Here is a 17,724-nt window from a genome sequence, read left to right on the forward strand (position 1 = left end):
AAATCCTCTTATGTTAATAGACTTATTATATAGGCAAAAGTTACGAAAATCCCGTCAACTAATTCATAAAATCTAAAACGATGAATTGACGAATGCAATATTGGCGCACTATAATACATTTGAACTTATTGGTTCAAATAATACTGATTAGTTCACAACTCCAATTATGACCCTATCGGAAGGATTGATAATCATGAATAAACAACGGGCCATCATCATATTCACTTTATCCCTGAGCATCGCAATGACCGGATGTTCTACAGAAAAAAAAGATGCCGCTCTAGGTTCATCTGCACAACCAACCGTTGTGCGCACTGCAATCGTCAAGTCCACGCCACTTCATACTGCCTATAACTTGTCAGGCACTCTTCAGGCTTATGAGGAGAACACACTGGCTTTCCAAAATGGAGGCACTGTAGCCAGTGCATATCTCACTGTCGGTACTGCTGTACAGAAGGGCGCCGTTATTGCTAGTCTGGATGACGCTGACTACAAGCTTCAGGTGGCACAGGCGACAGCCTCCATCTTGGAGGCACAGGCTGGTATTGATAACGCACAGGCTAATTTACAGGCTGCTACCTCCGCGATTCAATCCGCCGATGCCGGCATTACAGGAGCTCGCGCGAATGTTAACAAGGTCAATAAAGGCGCACGCGCTCAGGAAAAACAGCAAGCGCAAGCTACTGTAGATAAGGCACAAAGCGCTTATAACAAGGCCAAGACGGATAGCGAGCGTACACAGAAGCTGTTTGAGACAGGCGCTGCTACCGCATCAGATAATGAAAATGCTCGCCTGAATGCTACCGCAGCCCTGAAAGACCTGGAACAAGCCAAGGAATCCCTGTCCCTTTTGCTGGAAGGAGCCACAGCCGAAGATCATCAATCCGCCCAAGCTTCCTTTCAAGATGCGCTTGCAGGTAAAAGCAAAGCCCTTGCGGCCAGTGAACAGGCTGCAGCTTCCCAAAAACAAGCCCATGCCAACTACGAAAAAGCCCTTGTTGCCAAGGGGCAGGCAGAACTTGCACTTTTACGCACACGTCTAATCTCTCCTGTGAACGGTGTAATCTTAGACAAAATCGTGAATACAGGTGATTTGGTCGCGTCAGGGCAAGCCGTCTATCGCATAGGCTCCATCGACCGTCTCAAAGTACTGCTTCCTGTACCAGACAGTGAAATTAAGGATTGGAAAAAGGGTCAACAAGTAGAAGTGGCGCTCTATGAAGAGACTCGTCAAGGTACGGTGTCTAACGTCTATCCTTCAACCAGCACCGACACGGGAAGGGTTAACGTAGAGATTGTTATAAATAATCCACAGCGAGACTGGTTACCCGGTCAGGTCATTAAAGCTGCTCAACAGGTGACCGACAAGAATGGGATTCTCGTTCCTGCCGAAGCGGTCATTAACACGGGAAGCAAGCCTTTTATTTTCAAAGACATTCAAGGAAGAGCTGTTAAAACCCCTGTGGAGCTTGGTAATCAGGTTGTAGATAATCAGTTGCAAATCGTATCGGGACTTCGTGAAGGTGAACGTATTGTCATTAAAGGGGCAGAAACCCTGTTTGATGGAAATGCGATTCAGTCGGAGGAAGGCGGACGCCCATGATTGAGTACATCGTAAAAAAACGAAAAATTACATTGCTGTTTTTTGTCATGCTGATTATGGTCGGAATCTTCGGCTTTTTCCAGTTACCACAGCAGGAAATGCCGGATGTCACCATACAGAATGCTATGGTAACAACAGTCTACCCTGGTGCTTCACCACAAAAAGTAGAACAAACCGTAACTAAAGAGCTGGAAAAACGCATTAAGGAAGTTGAAGGTGTTAAAACGATTAGTTCGACTTCTGGTAACGGATTCTCTTCTATTTTAATCGAATCCAAAAACGGAGTTGATCCTCAAGCGGTTTGGGATGATATGCGTAAAAAAGTGCAGGATGCACAAGCTGATCTTCCTCAAGGCGCTGAAGTGCCTGTTGTAAATGACAAGCTAACCAGCTCTTTTATTGGCTCCTATGCCCTAACAGCTGACTCTTCCGCACCACTGTATAAACTAAATGATTTAACGACAACTTGGAAAGATCAGCTCAACACCATTTCTGGCGTATCTAGCGTCAAATTCAATGGTCTTCCCGATCAAGAAGTACGTGTCCATATTGACAACCAGAAGCTTCAGCAATACCAGCTGTCATGGGGACAAGTAGCTCAAGCGATCCAGTCTCAAATTGATCGGGTTCCTACCGGTAATATTGAATACAACGGACGTACCTATCAACTTATTGTTCGCGAGACCGAAAAAGCTGATGAATTGAATCAGGTCCTTCTGACACGCACCAAAGAAGGTAATCCTGTATATATGAGAGATGTCGGCACAACGGAGCTGGCACATCCTAATACAGAATACTTTGCCTATGTAGAGGGTAAACCGGCCATTACGCTAAGTATTGGAGCAGAAACAGGCACAGACATCCCTTCTATGAGTGAAAAGGTCAATACCAAGCTCAAAGAGCTGGAGAAAACACTCCCCGAAGGTGTCCACTTTCAAACTCTTTTTGCACAAAAGGATCAGGTAACCCATATCTTTGACGACTTAAAGCGTGAAACGATTCTTGCGATTGCGGCCGTTATTCTCGTTTGTATGTTGGGGCTGAATTTGCTCACCTCTGCATTTGTTGCACTGGCCATTCCTATTTCGGTTTCGATTGCCATTATCTTTTTGCCTATGTTCGGCATCACTCTAAATCAGATTTCCGTTGTCGGTCTGATCATCGTACTCGGCATACTCGTGGATGATGCCGTAGTTGTAAATGATAATATTGAGCGTAGACTTACGGAATTAGGAGAATCACCCTCAGTCGCAGCTGTAAAAGGTACCAAAGAGGTCATGCTTTCTATTTTGGTTGCAACTCTGGCCACCATCTCAGCTTTCGCGCCATTGCTGTTTCTGCCGGGAAATGTAGGGGCCTTTATTAGACCCATTCCCGCTATTGTCTCCCTGACCATGCTTGCCTCTATGATCATGTCGCTCACCATCATCCCTATTTTTCGAGAATGGTATGAGAAGCGCAGACAGGCTCGTCACCCTCAGGGTAAGTCTAAACCAGCAGGCCTGCTCGGCCAGCAGATTCATTCTTTAAACAAGCTCTATTCACAAAAACTGATGCCTAAGGTCATTCAGCGTCCCTTGCTGACAGCCATGGTCGGACTCATGCTTGGAACAGCCGCCTATGGATTAGTTCCCTTTACCTCAGTTGAACTTTTTCCTGAGTCGGAAGATCCTCATGTTGCACTAAATGTAAAAATGCCTGTAGGCACTTCAATTGCGGAAACCGACCAGGTCGTTAGAGACCTTGCAGGCTGGGTGAAAAAGCAACCTGAAACTTCCAAGGTCGTCTACAGCGCTGGAGGAACGGCTCCACAACTGTTTAGTGACATTAATAGTATGGGTGGAGATATTAGTTATAACGAAACGGTGGGGCAGATTGCTGTCGTCGGCAAAGAAAACGTATTCGATCTCAATACGACAGTGGATGCTTGGGAACAACATGTTAAAAAATCCTACCCTGGAGTTACAGTTACGATGTATGTTCCTCGTCTCGGGATTCCAGTGGGTAAGCCCGTTTCTATTCGTATCTCAGGTCAGGATCTGAATGAGCTACAAACCCTTGCCCAAAAAGCAAAGGAGCAGATCGCCACAGTAGAGGGGACAACAGGCATCGTGGATGATATAGGAATTGAACGATATGCATTGGAGCTTGAGGTCAACAAACAAGCGATGGATCAGTACCTGGTAAGCTACACAGATTTGACTCGCACCCTGCTTCTATTAAAAGAAGGAGCACAAGTCAGCCAATTTGATACTGGAAACAGTCTGGTAGATATTAAAATGTATTTGAATCACAGTGACGAGGAGCCAAGTAAGCTTTTCCAACAATTAAGTGTAGTAAATGCAGCTGGTAAGCAAATACCATTAAACCAGCTCGTCCAGATTAAGCCGTCATTTGCTATTCAGCAAATCAAGCATTACAATATGGAGCGGACGATTACGGTGGAAGCCGACTTGAACGGACGAACTGCAAGCGAAGCGATGGTTGATGTTGAAAGTAAGCTGGCGCAAATGAAGTTCCCAGAAGGCTACAAATGGGAGGTTGGTGGGGAAACCTCTGACCAATCGACCATATTCAAGGACTTAGGACAGCTGGCGATCGTTGTAGTCTTGCTCATTTTACTCTTGATTACTATGCAATTTTATTCTCTCTCCATTCCTATTATTATTATGACGACCGTGTACCTGGCAGCAGCCGGCGGGATTATTGGTATTTTCTTGACCGGTATGCCTATCGGTTTTATGAGCATCATGGGAATTATTGCACTCGCGGGCATTGTTGTGCGGAATGGGATTGTGTTAATTGAATTTATCGAGGATGCACGACATGAAGGGATGGAATTAAAGGAAGCCGTAATACAGGCGGCCGCTGCTCGCTTCAGACCGATTTTATTGACATCTTTGGCAGCTATTGTAGGTATGATTCCATTAGCACTATTGGGAAGCCTGCTCTTTAAGCCACTGGCGTTTACCGTCATTTTCGGTTTGTTATTCTCGACCTTGTTAACCTTGTTTGTCGTGCCGTCCTTGTATATGATCATGGCCAAGTACAAGATGCGCCGTCAACTCAAGAAACAGCAGCACACAGTTATCACACGTGACCAACCTTTGTGATGTATGAAGTGAATTCGCATGCTGTCGAGTTGGTCGGTCCCTAGGGGGAAGTATGTATGGAAAGTAAAAAAAATGATATTTTACAGGCGGCCATTCGGCTGTTCTCCAGAAAAGGCTATTATTCAACATCTGTTGAAGAAATCGCCAAAGAAAGTGGGATGGCGAAGGCATCCTTCTATAAATATTTTCAAGGAAAAGAAGAACTCCCTCTAGAAATGTGTATCATTCTGGAAAATAACATTGAACAAGACATCCGGGCTCTCTACAGCAAACCTAATCTTTCTAAGCACGATAAACTACATGGTTTTATTGTACTTTACTTGAAAAATCTCGTTGAAAACAAAGTGTATCTCATGATGGATCTTCCTGAGCCTTCCATGCTTATTTTCCAGAATGAACAACTCAATTACGCATTCGAGAATCATGAATATAAATTGTACAAATGGGTTCGCGACTGCCTGATTGATATTTTTGGACCGAGCATTGAAGATCATGCATGGGATATGACCTTTGTACTTAAAAGCATTGTGTTTGAATATATCCGCTTCTTTGCCGATCGGATGAATGATGAAACGATCGAACATCTAACACAGTTTATCATCTTCTTATCCAGTTCCTTGGCAACCAGCCTGAACAATGCTGATTCAGCTCCACATTTGTTCTGGAGCAAGCAAGGCTGGTTACCTGAAAGTGCTCTAAGTAATCCCTTTGACCAAGGCCGTCAAATTAACAGCCTTCTCCACTCCCTGGAAGACAGTATACTGCTCTCTTCGTGGAGTTCAGAGGAGAAACAGGAGTGTCAGCAAATCTACGCTCATTTAAAGAAAGAGGCTCTGAAATCGAACCCTCAAAAAGGCCTCCTGAAAGCCCTTTTTGCGTATTTGGAGCAGTACAAGGAACTGCAAAAGGTTTGTCGTTTACTTAAAAATTTATTGGACCATGCACCGATATCCGAGTAGTCACTCAGTATTCGGTACTTCGGTGCAAATTCATACTTAACAGCGAAACACATCAAAAAAAGACTGTTCATGCAAAGCATGAAACAGTCTTTTTGGGTTATTGCTTTTATTTTGATAATATACGAGGAATTACAACCCCGCTTGTTCTTTTAGAATTTCAGCTTTATCTACGCTTTCCCATGGTACATCCAAATCTGTACGGCCAAAGTGACCGTAGGCAGCAGTTTGCTTATAAATTGGACGACGCAGATCCAACATGCGAATGATGCCTGTTGGGCGCAGATCAAAGTTATTACGGATCAATTCAACTAGCTTCTCATCGCTTACTTTACCCGTACCGTATGTATCGACGTTAATCGAGACAGGCGTAGCTACACCAATGGCATAAGCAAGCTGAATTTCCACTTTGTCTGCCAATCCAGCTGCTACGAGGTTTTTCGCTACATAACGAGCAGCGTAAGCAGCGGAACGGTCCACTTTGGTCGGATCTTTACCGGAGAATGCTCCCCCGCCGTGACGCGCATAACCACCATACGTATCCACAATAATTTTACGGCCTGTCAGACCTGCATCTCCTTGAGGGCCACCGATAACAAAGCGTCCTGTTGGATTAATGTAATACTTGGTTTGCTCATCTAGTAATTCGGCAGGAACAACTGGCAAAATAACCTTTTCTTTGATATCTGCTTGAATTTGCTCCAAAGTAGTATCTTCCGCATGCTGCGTAGAAACCACAATAGCATCAATACGAACAGGTTTACCATTTTCATACTCTACCGTTACTTGAGTTTTACCGTCTGGACGAAGATAATTCAGTGTTCCATCCTTACGTACTTCAGACAAACGTCGTGCAATACGGTGAGACATAGCGATAGGCAAAGGCATCAACTCAGGTGTCTCGTTCGTAGCAAAACCAAACATCAATCCTTGATCCCCAGCCCCAATGTTTTCCGTTTCTTTATCTACTTCAGCAGGATCACGGCTTTCCAAGGCAGCATTAACCCCTTGAGCAATGTCCGGCGACTGTTCATTCAAAGAAGTCAATACAGCGCAAGTATTATAGTCGAAACCGTATTTCGCACGTGTATAGCCAATTTCCTTAATCGTATTACGTACAATGGATGGAATATCCACGTATTCCGATTTAGAGCTGATTTCACCAATGACGAGAACGAGACCAGTAGCTACCGATACTTCACATGCTACCCGTGCATTAGGGTCATTAGCCAGAAAGGCGTCCAATACAGCATCGGATATCTGATCACAGATTTTATCCGGATGGCCTTCTGTTACAGACTCGGACGTGAACAAATGGCGGCCTTTTACAGACATGAATTTCAACCTCCCACAATTAAAATACATGAGGATTTATTAAAAAATCCTGACATGGCAATGGCATTATTCAGATACCTTCAAGCCAACAAATGGCGGGAGATATCTTGTTACCTTATTAATAAAAAATGAACCTTTTCCGGTAGGAAAAGGTTGCGTACAAGCCTCAAATGCCATGATATCCTATTTAAAACAAGGTGTCAATTCATGCAGCCCAATTACAACATTCGAAATTGAGGTAAGTTTACATGCAAATCATTTTCGATTCACATGTAAATAACCCTAGTTTATACACTACTATATAATCAAAAACTTAGAAAATTATTGCTATTTACAATGTACCAAATTCAGATAAGCTACGTTCAGCAGATTGTATCAGTCGCTTAGTAATTTCACCACCAACTGAACCGTTCTGTCTTGAAGTCAAATCACGCCATGCTACATTTTGGCCCCCCGCAAACTCCCCCAATTCTGCAGCAAATTCACTGTCAGCATTGGGATGTATATGAGTATATTGAGGATTATAAACTGGTAGCCCAAACTCGGCAGCGATCTCATACTTCAAATCATCTAACCTGGCACGGCTTTCGGGAATTAATCGTCTTTGACCTCTTGACGCCATCGTATACACCCTCCACTAAACATATTGTCTTTCATGGGGTTAGTGTGCAGCGATTAGGTTCAATTTAGCCAAGAACAATTTGCTATCCCAAGCAGTATTTAAGAAAAAGAGCCACCGAAAGCAGCTTATATACAAAAACAGTTTACTGAACAGTATAACCGCCTCGTACCATAACGACCAGACCAAACTTCTGACCTTCTTTTACTTGAATACCTCTTCCTTCTCTAGGAAAGGATAATAAATGATTTTTTTCGACAGCCTGATTATGGACAATTTCCGTTCCAGAAGTAATATCAATAGCACCACTGGCATCCATACTATACACAACAGCATAACCATTACGTAAAATAAACTCTGACCCTGCTTTGGCAATCAGTTTTTGACCAGGCTTTACATCAACTACCTTTAAAACCTCTGTCTGCTCTGGTGTGGAATTTTTTCCTGCACCAGAAGCTCCTGACGATGTTGTGGTAGAAGTAGCGTTTGTTGTTGGAGTAGTCGAACTAGTCGTTTTACTACTCGTATTACTTGCTGGTGCTCCACCTTTAATTGCCTGAGCAATTTTTTGGTCAACATAGCTTTTGGTTACGACTGGATCATCAGCTGTACCAGGTTGTCCAGAACTGGAGGCACCATTAACTGAATTGTTCATTAAGGAACCAGCAACAATTCCTCCTCCAAGTAAAACAGCAGCCAACGATACTTTATAGCGTGATTTCATGAAGTCCTCCTACAGCAGGTTATAGCAAGTATAGTTAAGTTTTAATTATTGTGCGCTAGCTCCAGAAGAACCCTGCATAGCCCAAGGCTTATCAAAAGCCAACTTCAAAGTATCAATACTTGAAACTATATCTTCCGCTTGTTGTTCAGCGGTAGTCACTTTCAAATTAGCTTCGTAAACCTGTAGCTCTGTAGCCAATCCAACATCAAATTGCTTTTTAGCCATATCGGCCGCACTTCTTGCACTCACCAAACCAGCTTGGATCTGTGAGTATTGGCTTTCCAATGCTTTGATGTTGTTATAGATTGTTCTTACTGCTTCTTCGAGTTGTCTCTTTGTGCCTTCTGTAGCATACTGAGCTTTTTCGACATTAAGTTGTTCAGCTTCGTAAGGGGTATTTCCTGGAGTACTAAAGTTGTAAAGTTTCAAACTCAATTCAGCTAAATCCACTTTTTGCTCACTCAACCAAATGGCAGTGCTGCTAGTAAGTACTTGGCTTACTTTAGTTTCCACATTTTCTTTAAACTCAGAATAGACAGGCTTATCCTTGAGTTCGTAACGTTGTTCTGGCTTGTAGCCAATCACTTGGTTCAACGACACATAAGCACTATCCAGATCTTTTTTTGCCTTTTCCAAAGCAGCTTGATTTTGAGTCACCTGATTAGTCGCTTGGGTAACCTCATAATCACTCGACATTTGATTATCTCTTTTAATTTGTGCAACTTTAAGCTTGCGCTCAGCATCTTCAATATTCAATGCTGCGAGCTTAACGGCATTTTGCTTTTGAAGAAGCTTATTATAGAGATCCTTCACATTATATTCAATACCTTCTTTGGTCATATCCAAGTTCTTTTTTGCAGCCTCATAATTAAGGTTCGTTTGGGCATAACCTTTAAAAGCTTTGTCTTGTGCTTCATCACCTGCTTCTGCTGGAACAAAGTCAATATTCTTACCTGCTTCTTTCATGATTTTTCCAGCCTGATCGATATTCGTTGCTGCTGTTTTTACTGAAGTACTATCAGCTACAGCCAGTTTAACTGCATCATCATAGGTCAAAGAATCATTATAATAGGTATCATAAGTAACTTGGGTCACAGGAGTTGCGAGAGGTTTACTGGACAAACTAATGGTTTGGTCGTCCGTAGTACTGCCATTAGCTTGATTGGAAATGGTCACTGTTCGTGTAGTCTGATCCCAATTTACTTTGGCGCCTAATGATTGGCTCACAAAACGTAAAGGAACGAGTACTTGACCCTTTTGAATTTGAGTTGCTGCATCGAGTTGTACAGGATTACTATTTTTATAAGCAAGCTTAGAACCAACATTTAAAGTTAACGTATCGTCATTTTTAGATGCTGTCACTTTTTTAGCTTTGCTGTTCCAATCGACTTTCGCACCCAAGCTTTCGAAGACTCCACGCAGAGGCACCAAGGTTGTATTTTGGCTAACAACCGGGGACTGGGTATATTGCTGAGTTACACCGTTAATAATAACCTTTATATCACCTGGTTGAGCTCCTGCAAGACTGGCGAACGCAGAAGAAAGAACCAATGTGGACAGTACTGCCACTCCAAAACGTTTCATAATTTCTCTCCTTTGTCAATAAGACTAATAAAAGAAAAGGGCTCCAAAAGGAACCCTCTTCTCATCTAATTCAGTTAACTCAAAAGAGTTGCTCTTAAATTAGTTGTTGTTTTCAACAGTTACTGTTTTAGCAGTTGCATCGTAGTTGATGGATGCATCCAGCGCTCTGCTCACCCAGAAGATAGGCAGTACAGTACGGTTTTTGTTAGTTACAGCTTTAACGTCCATACGAACCACAGAACCGTTAATAGTCAACAGGTTTGTGTTCAGTTTGATTTGAGCAACACGGTCACCTTTAATCAGGGTAACTGTGGAAGTTGCTTTGTCAAACAGGATGTTTTGTGGGGATACACCCAAAGCTTCAGCTGCATAACGTACTGGCAAGTAAGTGCGTCCGTTTTCAGCATAAGCAGCTACATCAGAAGTTTTACTTTCGCCGTTCACAGTGTAGGAAGTGCTTCCCAGTGTGAAGACAGCTTTAGTTTTAGTAGCACCTGGAGCTGGAGTTCCAACAGTAGCGATTGCTACTTCAGCAGCTGCAGTGTTGTTGTCTTTCCAGTTTTGAGTGTTGTCAGTTGCGCCTTTGTATGCAGTGTAAGAAACTGCGCTACCTTTCAGCTTAGCAACGATGTCGCCTTGAGCTACAGTACGGTCAACAGTCAGCTTAGGAGCCGAGATTGTGATTGTACTTGGAGTAGCAGATTCGCTGTCGATGTAGAAGCTCAGACGGCCTTTGTTGCTTTCGCCGTAAGTATCAGTAGATACGCTCTTCACTTTAACGTCACCAGCTGTAACTTTTACTTCTGGAGTAGAAGCAAAACGTACGCCTGTTGGCAATTCCAAGATTACTTCACGGCTACCGTCTTTCTTAACGAAAGCTTCTTTAGCAGCTTCAGTAATTGTGATATCACCAACTTGTTGGTCGCCCAGACCGATTGTCAGGGTTGGTTTGGATGCAGCAGCCAAAGTAACAGCTTGCTTCACAGTTGCAACCTTAACAGTACCGCTCAGGCCTTGGCTACCAGCAACATCAACGTTCAGGTCGCCGGAGAAACCTGGTTGTGTGGCAACTTCAACATTTTTCAGTTTCAAAGTACCTGGATCTTTAGAGCTATTAACGTTCTTGAAAGTCAATCTCAAAGTACGTTTGTCGGAATCTGTGTAAGATACCTCTGCTCCACCCAAACCGTTAGTGTTTTCGAAAGATCCGGAAAAGTTGCTACCTGGAGAGTTACTTTCGAAAGTAGACTGCCAACGAGCACCTTCAGGCAAACGCAATGTTACAGTGCGGTTGTTAACAAAAGAACCAGCAACTTTTTCTTTAATTACGATATCACCAATTTTTTGCTCGTCATGACCAGCAAGAATTGTTGTTGGAGAAGCTACGGAAACACCGCCACCGATTTGACCATAGTTACCAACTACAAGGGAGCTAACGTCAGTAGTTGTGTTACCGGAGATACTAACAGTAACATCACCTTCTTTAGCGTTAGTTTCATCGTCAACGTAGAAGCTCAAAGGCAGGTTAAATGTTGTTTCTTTACTACTTTCTTTTTTCAAAGACACAGTCAGAGTGTCACCATCGACATTAGAAACTACATCACCAGATGCGATATCACCAAAGAGAATGCTAGCATCTTTTGGAGCGTTCCATTTAAAACCGCTAGGCAATTTCAGTTTGATGTTATTATTGTTAGCCAAAGCACCAGCTGTTTGTTCTTTCACTTTCAACGTTGCAGTGAAATTGTCTGTGTTAGAAACGGTATCCAAAGCAGACAAAGATACTTGACCGGAAGATACTACGTTTGCAATTGTAACTTCACCGCTAGTAATACCACTCAGGGAAGAAGCATCAATTGTAGCTTTTACAGGTCCATTGCTAGGTCCACTTACATTGATGTTAGCAAAGTTCAGATATACATCAGCGCTATCTTTGGAGTTATCAAAGCCCAGTGTTACTTTTGCAGAGTTGTTAGTCAATTTTTCAACTTTCAGTGCAGTAGCTTCATTATAGCCAGTAGCTGCGACATTCTTATCGAGTGAGTTATCTTGTGGATCAAGATATATACCCAAACCATAAGTAGCGTCAGTAGCGGAAGTAGCACGGCCAACCTGAAGATCTCCAGATTTACCAAATTCAAAGCCTTTAGGCAAAGTAATAGTGAAAGAAGCACCGTCAGCAATAGAAGCTTGGCTAATACTTATTTTCGATCTACCCAAAACAGCATTATCTTGTTGGTTTGAGTTGATACTAGGAGTACTAATTACATTAAAGCTAGAAGCCGCATGGATTGCAGTTGGTGCAGTCAATGCTGCGATTGGAGCTGCAACACCAGCAACCAATGTTGCTGTTGCCAGCACGTTGATCATTTTTTTGTTAAACTTTGTCATAACCTTTTTTTCTCCTCCTTGAATATAACCAGAAATATTATTTTTGTCTTTTTGTCGGATCTTGTCACTCATCAGTCGTTACACCTCCTTTCCGAGCTTTATGAGAACCCTTATAAAATGATATCTGTGACAATATCACAGAAGCTTGGAATCTAGTTGAAAGAAAGCGTCCATTTATGACGTACTCCAGTATTATACAATGTGATAACAATGCAGTAAAGATTTTTTTTAGCGAATTTTGTCTTTACGCTTTTGTACCCCTTTGTTTCATACTCACCCAATTAGACGTAGCATGGGTTCAAAAAGTTGCGTCTATTTCAAAAAAATTTTTTTTATTTTTTTGATTATGTATTCCGCTTTCCATAGTCATAATTATACTATTAAACCTGTTCCTCCGTCATCCTACAACTTTTACCTTATCAACCTTAAATGTACAAGGGTTATTTTCGTACATCTAAGTCGGTCTTTAATGGAGTATATTCGTTAAGAATTATCCATAGAATATATAAAGTACATAAAGTCTATAGATTCCCTTGAAATCTAATACTCTTTAAGTAGTAGGAATGACGGAGTAACAGTGATTTACGGTATATATAACCGAGACAAATTACTTCACTACATTAATCTTCGCGCCATCCGTAAGCAGACTAACGCCCTTAACGACAACATTTTGTCCTTCAGCAAGCCCCTTGGTTACCTCAACCTGTTTGGCGCTTTCCTGACCTGTCTGCACTTCCACCCGCTTAGCAACAGTTCCTTCCACTACATAAGCATACTTCTTCCCTGCCTGCTCGGTAATGGCATCCTGCGATACCAAAATGTTTTTAGGAGCTTCTGACTTCATATATACAGTCACAACCATCCCTGATTTTAATTCACCTGAACCATTAGGAACCGAAATCTCGACAGGATATGCCTTGAGATCATTATCCATTACCGGATTGACAGCTGATACTCTGGCCTCAATTCGCTTATCTAAGGAGTCCACACCTACAGTCACAGATGAACCCACCTGCAACTTAAGAAGCTCAGATTCAGAAACGTTGACTTTAGCAATAATAGGATTGGTATTCGCTATTGTAGCAACCGCAGATTGTGCACTAACCATTTGCCCCTGGGTTCCTGTTACTACCGATATCGTGCCAGAAATCGGAGCTTTGACTACAGAATCCACCAATTGGCTACGTGCTGTGTCTAAACTGGACTTAGCTTGATTAACAGAAGCTCGGGCTACATCAATACCCGTTTTCTGTTGTGCAAGACGTAATGATTTTTGAGCATTATTATATGTTGTTTGCGCACTTTCCTTGGACGTTTGCGCATTATGAAGTGTGATCTGTGCATTCTCCACCGCAGTTAAGGCCCTTCTATGCGCTATTTGAGACTGCTCTAACTCGGATTGAGAAAGAGCACCCGCACTAAACAGCTGTTGGTTGCGATTAAGCGTATTTTGAGCATCACGCACGGAACTCTGAGCATCTACCAAACTGGTCTGAGCTTGGGTGATGGTGTTGTCTTGCTGGACAAGCGCACTTTTGGCTTGATCCACGCTGGATTCTGCCTGCTGCACCGATTGCGCTGCACCTGACTCTGCCTGCTTTAAATTGGCCAGGGCAACCTGGTACGACTCCTGGGATTGCTTAATCGAGTCCCGCAGGTCCTTTTGGTCTATAGTAAACAATGTGTCGCCCTTATTTACTTTTTGCCCCACTGTTAGATTAATACTTTGAATCTTACCACTAATTTTCGGAGACACCTGAGCCGTCTCTTTGGGAGCAAAGCTTCCAATAATACCTGTTGAATCGCTAATACTACCTTTGGTCACTTTGGCCACTTGGACCGGAATGGCTTGCTGCGCCGCAGTTGGAGCGGCAGGGGCCTCCCCCCCACCGCAACCCGCTAATGCAACTGATAAAAGCAAAGTTGTAGCAATCAGAGCACTTTTTTTATTCATTATGTTTCTCCACCTCACCTTATATATGAACACTTTTTTGTAGTTTCGCTTCTTTTTTTAATTCTCTCTTCGCTTGTCTTTTTAATTTCCGATTCTTACGTTTTTGTATCATATTATCCATGATGACGTAGACTACCGGAATAAGAATCAATGTAATAACAGCTGCGAAGGATAACCCGAATACAACAACAACTGCCATCGGTGCTTGTGTTTCGTTACCCTCTCCTGTAGCGAATGCCATTGGGAGCAAAGCTAGTACAGTAGCCAGCGTGGTCATCAAAATCGGACGCAACCGCTCAGACGCTCCATGAATAATAGCTTCATCCCGATCTTGGCCGTCTTTTCGGAGCTGAATTATAAAGTCAATCATAACAATGGCATTGTTGACGACCAAACCGACGAGCATGATGTAACCCGTCAAAGCTGAAACGCTGAGACTCGCCCCGGTTACAGCTAAACCGATAAGCACACCAATTACCGTAGGTGGAACGGAAAACATAATAACAAACGGTGTGAGCAACGATTCGAACTGTCCTGCCATAACCATATAAATGAGCACGACAGATAGCAAAATAGCTATCGCTAAGTTCATGAAAGACTCCATCATTTGTTCATTTTGGCCGCCACCCGTATCTGCACTGTAGCCCTCTGGGAAGTGAGTAGTCTTCAAAAGAGCATCTATTTTTTGATTAATAGTAAGAATATCCCCTGTTCCGTCAATATCAGCTGTAATCTGCACTTGACGCGTTTGGTCTTCACGAGTAACAGTATCGGGTACAGTCCGTTTATCAATACTTACTACGGAAGACAAAGGTACATCAATACCTTGTGGAGTGGTAATCCGTAAGGCTTTTAGATTTGACAAATCATGGCGGTTTTGCTCTGGTAACGATATCTTCACATCAATCTGATCTTCACCTGTACGATAGCTTGTGGCGACTGACCCATTAAAAGAAGTATTCACTGCAGATAAGATTTGAGTTGCTGATAAGCCATATCGACTCGCAAGCTCCCGATTAACGGTAATCTCATATTCTTCGCGAACCGCACTCAAGCTACTTTTCACATTGACCGTACCCGGTATTTTTTTCACGTCCGCAACGAGATTGTCCGAGAGTTCTCTCAGGACGTCAATATCGTCACCTTTTAGATTAATGTTAACAGCCGCTCCGCTTGAAAGGCCTGTTGTAGACGCCATTGTAATCTCTGCATCCGGAATGCTATCAAATTTCTTACGAAGGCCCTCAACTACACCATCTGTTGGCTGATGTCCATCCTTCAGTGTTACACTTAGATCTGCTGAGTTGGTTGGAGCTGCCCCTGAATAACCAGAATTGCCACCAGAACCAACAGTCACTGTCATTTTATCTAGATCCGGAACTTTCAAAATTTCTTTTTCTATATCTTGAACAACCTTTTCCGTTTCTTCCAAGACCGTTCCATTAGGAAGTTTCACGTTAATTGTGAATTCCCCAGTATCGGATGCTGGGATAAATTCAGCCTTAACGAAAGGAACTAGAGCCCCAGCTGCCACAAACATTAATAAAGTAATAATTAACACAGATTTTCTATGGTTAATACCCCACTTCAGTATACGGCGATACCCACTCTTAAATTTCTCGAAGCCAATATTAAACCACACAATAGGGTTAACACCCTTATAAGTACCTGAAGAATAAATGGATTCATCTGGCACGGTAGGTAGCCAACGTGATCCCAGCATCGGCACAATCATAAGGGATACAAGCAAGGCTGCAATGTGAGAGAAAATAACTGTTAACGCCAACGGTTTAAATAGAACTCCCGCAATTCCGTCAACAAAAACAACTGGTAAAAATACTACGATCTGCGCAAGTGCAGATGCCATAACGGCATTACCCACCTGCTTGGAGCCATCAATAGCCCCTTGTAGCATGCTTTTACCTTCATGTCGCTGTCTAAAAATATTCTCAATAATAACAACCGCAAAATCGACAAAGGATCCTAACCCCAGAAGCAAACCGCTCAGTGAAATAATATTAATGGTTTGTCCGGTGAAATACATCATCATAAACGTAGCTACGAAGGAAATTGGAATAACGATAGTAGCAATAATGGTAGAACGTATACTATTCAAAAATAACAGCAACACAATAGCTGCGATAATAAGTCCCAATATAGCATGCTCTACTAATGAGTGCACGGAGTCGCTAATGGGTTTGGATGCATCTGTTACCATCTCCAATTGAGTTCCCGGAGGCAATTCCTTCCGTATCGAATCTAAACTATCCTTTACAGAATCGGCGATTGAAAGGGTATTCCCCCCTGTGGCTTTAGTAACAGAAATATTGATACTTGGCTTTCCGTTATAGGTAGAAATGGTTGTAACATCATCCAAGGAATCTTCAACTGTCGCGATGTCCTTTAGCTTAATGCTTCCCTTCCCTACTGGAATTGGCGTTTCACCCATTTCTGAAACAGCTTTGTATTCACCTTGAACCCGAAGTTGGATTTCTGTATTGCCTCGGTACACCGAACCAGCAGAACCCGCTACGTTATTAGACGATAGCGCTTGGCTGATTTGATCTAGCGTAATGCCATAGCTTTGAAGTTTGGCTTGGTCTACAGTAATCTTCACAAGCCGAGCTTGCCCACCTGACATGTTGGCTGCAGCTACTCCCGCAATTCTTTCAAGCCGCGGCTCAATAATATCTTCAGCAATAGGCTTCAACTTGTTAATATCCTGGTCTCCTGTAAGAGAGAGCGTAATAACCGGCGTTGCGTTGAGATCCACCTTAAGGACACGCGGCGAATTAGCCGCCTTGGGAAGAGACCCTTTAACCCCATCAACTTTATCTCGCATGTCGAGGGTTGCTTGATTGATATCTACTCCCCAGTTAAATTGAATCATGACCATAGATGTTCCTTCTGAAGACTCGGACATGATTGTGTCCACGTTCTCAATAGAAGCCAGACTTTTCTCAATAGGTTTAGTAACCAATTCCTCAACTTCTGTAGGCGTTGCATTTGGAATACTAGTCACCACTGCAGCGAATGGCAGCTTCATATCCGGCATTTGCTCTACAGGAAGTCTTAACGCAAAAATACCGCCCCCGATTAACAAAGCAATAATTAACATAAATACTGTTACAGGACGGCGTATTGAAAACTGAGACATCTCATCACTCCCCACTCACTTCTCTATGTAATATTTAAGCACACACATCCACTACTACGATGAAATAGGCGTAAAGTTTCAGATAAATGTGCAAAAAAAACATATAAAAAAATAATAAACACATTTTGAGATAAACGTTTAAAAAAAAACAGTTAATTACAAACGTTTAATGTGAATCGAAAATAAAAAACGTTGTAATGCTTAGCCAAAGTTTTCATCTCATTGATATTATGGCATAGGCCCTTAATCCCAGTCAAATAGCTGATTTATAAAAAACATCCCTCTCAT

10 protein-coding genes are annotated in these 17,724 nt (G+C 42.6%); 3 read left to right on the forward strand and 7 right to left on the reverse strand.

The annotated features are described in order from the left end of the window. Nucleotides 1–193: 193 nt before the first annotated feature. Genes T3H97_RS23740 through T3H97_RS23750 form a run of 3 tightly spaced genes read left to right on the forward strand, consistent with a single transcriptional unit; the run spans nucleotide 194 to nucleotide 5,675 of the window. The gene (locus tag T3H97_RS23740; RefSeq protein WP_328801050.1) at nucleotides 194–1,603 is read left to right on the forward strand and encodes an efflux RND transporter periplasmic adaptor subunit; all 1,410 of its coding nucleotides are present in this window, start codon (nucleotides 194–196) and stop codon (nucleotides 1,601–1,603) included. After that, entirely contained in the window at nucleotides 1,600–4,716 is a 3,117-nt protein-coding gene (locus tag T3H97_RS23745; protein WP_328801051.1) for an efflux RND transporter permease subunit, read from the forward strand. The genes T3H97_RS23740 and T3H97_RS23745 overlap by 4 nt, the downstream gene beginning before the upstream one ends. 56 nt (nucleotides 4,717–4,772) lie before the next feature. After that, entirely contained in the window at nucleotides 4,773–5,675 is a 903-nt protein-coding gene (locus tag T3H97_RS23750) for a TetR/AcrR family transcriptional regulator (protein ID WP_328801052.1), read from the forward strand. A gap of 129 nt (nucleotides 5,676–5,804) precedes the next feature. On the opposite strand, the gene metK is transcribed toward T3H97_RS23750, so the two are convergent. The 7 genes from metK to T3H97_RS23785 all read right to left on the reverse strand — a co-directional run bounded on the left by metK (nucleotide 5,805) and on the right by T3H97_RS23785 (nucleotide 17,436). Next, a complete protein-coding gene (gene metK, locus T3H97_RS23755; protein ID WP_013312298.1) occupies nucleotides 5,805–7,007 on the reverse strand; it encodes a methionine adenosyltransferase in 1,203 nt (400 codons plus the stop codon). A 331-nt stretch (nucleotides 7,008–7,338) separates the two neighbouring features. Then, nucleotides 7,339–7,629 carry an alpha/beta-type small acid-soluble spore protein gene (locus tag T3H97_RS23760; RefSeq protein ID WP_061831635.1) on the reverse strand — a complete coding sequence of 97 codons (291 nt, stop codon included), beginning with the start codon at nucleotides 7,627–7,629 and terminating at the stop codon, nucleotides 7,339–7,341. 142 nt (nucleotides 7,630–7,771) lie between these two features. Then, entirely contained in the window at nucleotides 7,772–8,350 is a 579-nt protein-coding gene (locus tag T3H97_RS23765; protein ID WP_328801053.1) for a hypothetical protein, read from the reverse strand. A gap of 45 nt (nucleotides 8,351–8,395) precedes the next feature. Beyond that, nucleotides 8,396–9,934 (reverse strand): stalk domain-containing protein, encoded by a 1,539-nt coding sequence (locus tag T3H97_RS23770; RefSeq protein WP_328801054.1) that lies wholly within the window; start codon nucleotides 9,932–9,934, stop codon nucleotides 8,396–8,398. Nucleotides 9,935–10,033: 99 nt separating this feature from the next. Next, a complete protein-coding gene (locus T3H97_RS23775) occupies nucleotides 10,034–12,397 on the reverse strand; it encodes a copper amine oxidase N-terminal domain-containing protein (RefSeq protein WP_328801055.1) in 2,364 nt (787 codons plus the stop codon). Between the two features lie 535 nt (nucleotides 12,398–12,932). Further along, a complete protein-coding gene (locus tag T3H97_RS23780) occupies nucleotides 12,933–14,279 on the reverse strand; it encodes an efflux RND transporter periplasmic adaptor subunit (RefSeq protein WP_328801056.1) in 1,347 nt (448 codons plus the stop codon). Between the two features lie 19 nt (nucleotides 14,280–14,298). Then, nucleotides 14,299–17,436, reverse strand: coding sequence for an efflux RND transporter permease subunit (locus T3H97_RS23785; protein WP_190298122.1), 3,138 nt, complete (start codon nucleotides 17,434–17,436; stop codon nucleotides 14,299–14,301). Nucleotides 17,437–17,724: the final 288 nt, after the last annotated feature.

Origin of the sequence: Paenibacillus sp. LX16, assembly GCF_036252815.1 — a bacterium.
Lineage (GTDB): Bacteria > Bacillota > Bacilli > Paenibacillales > Paenibacillaceae > Paenibacillus > Paenibacillus polymyxa_B.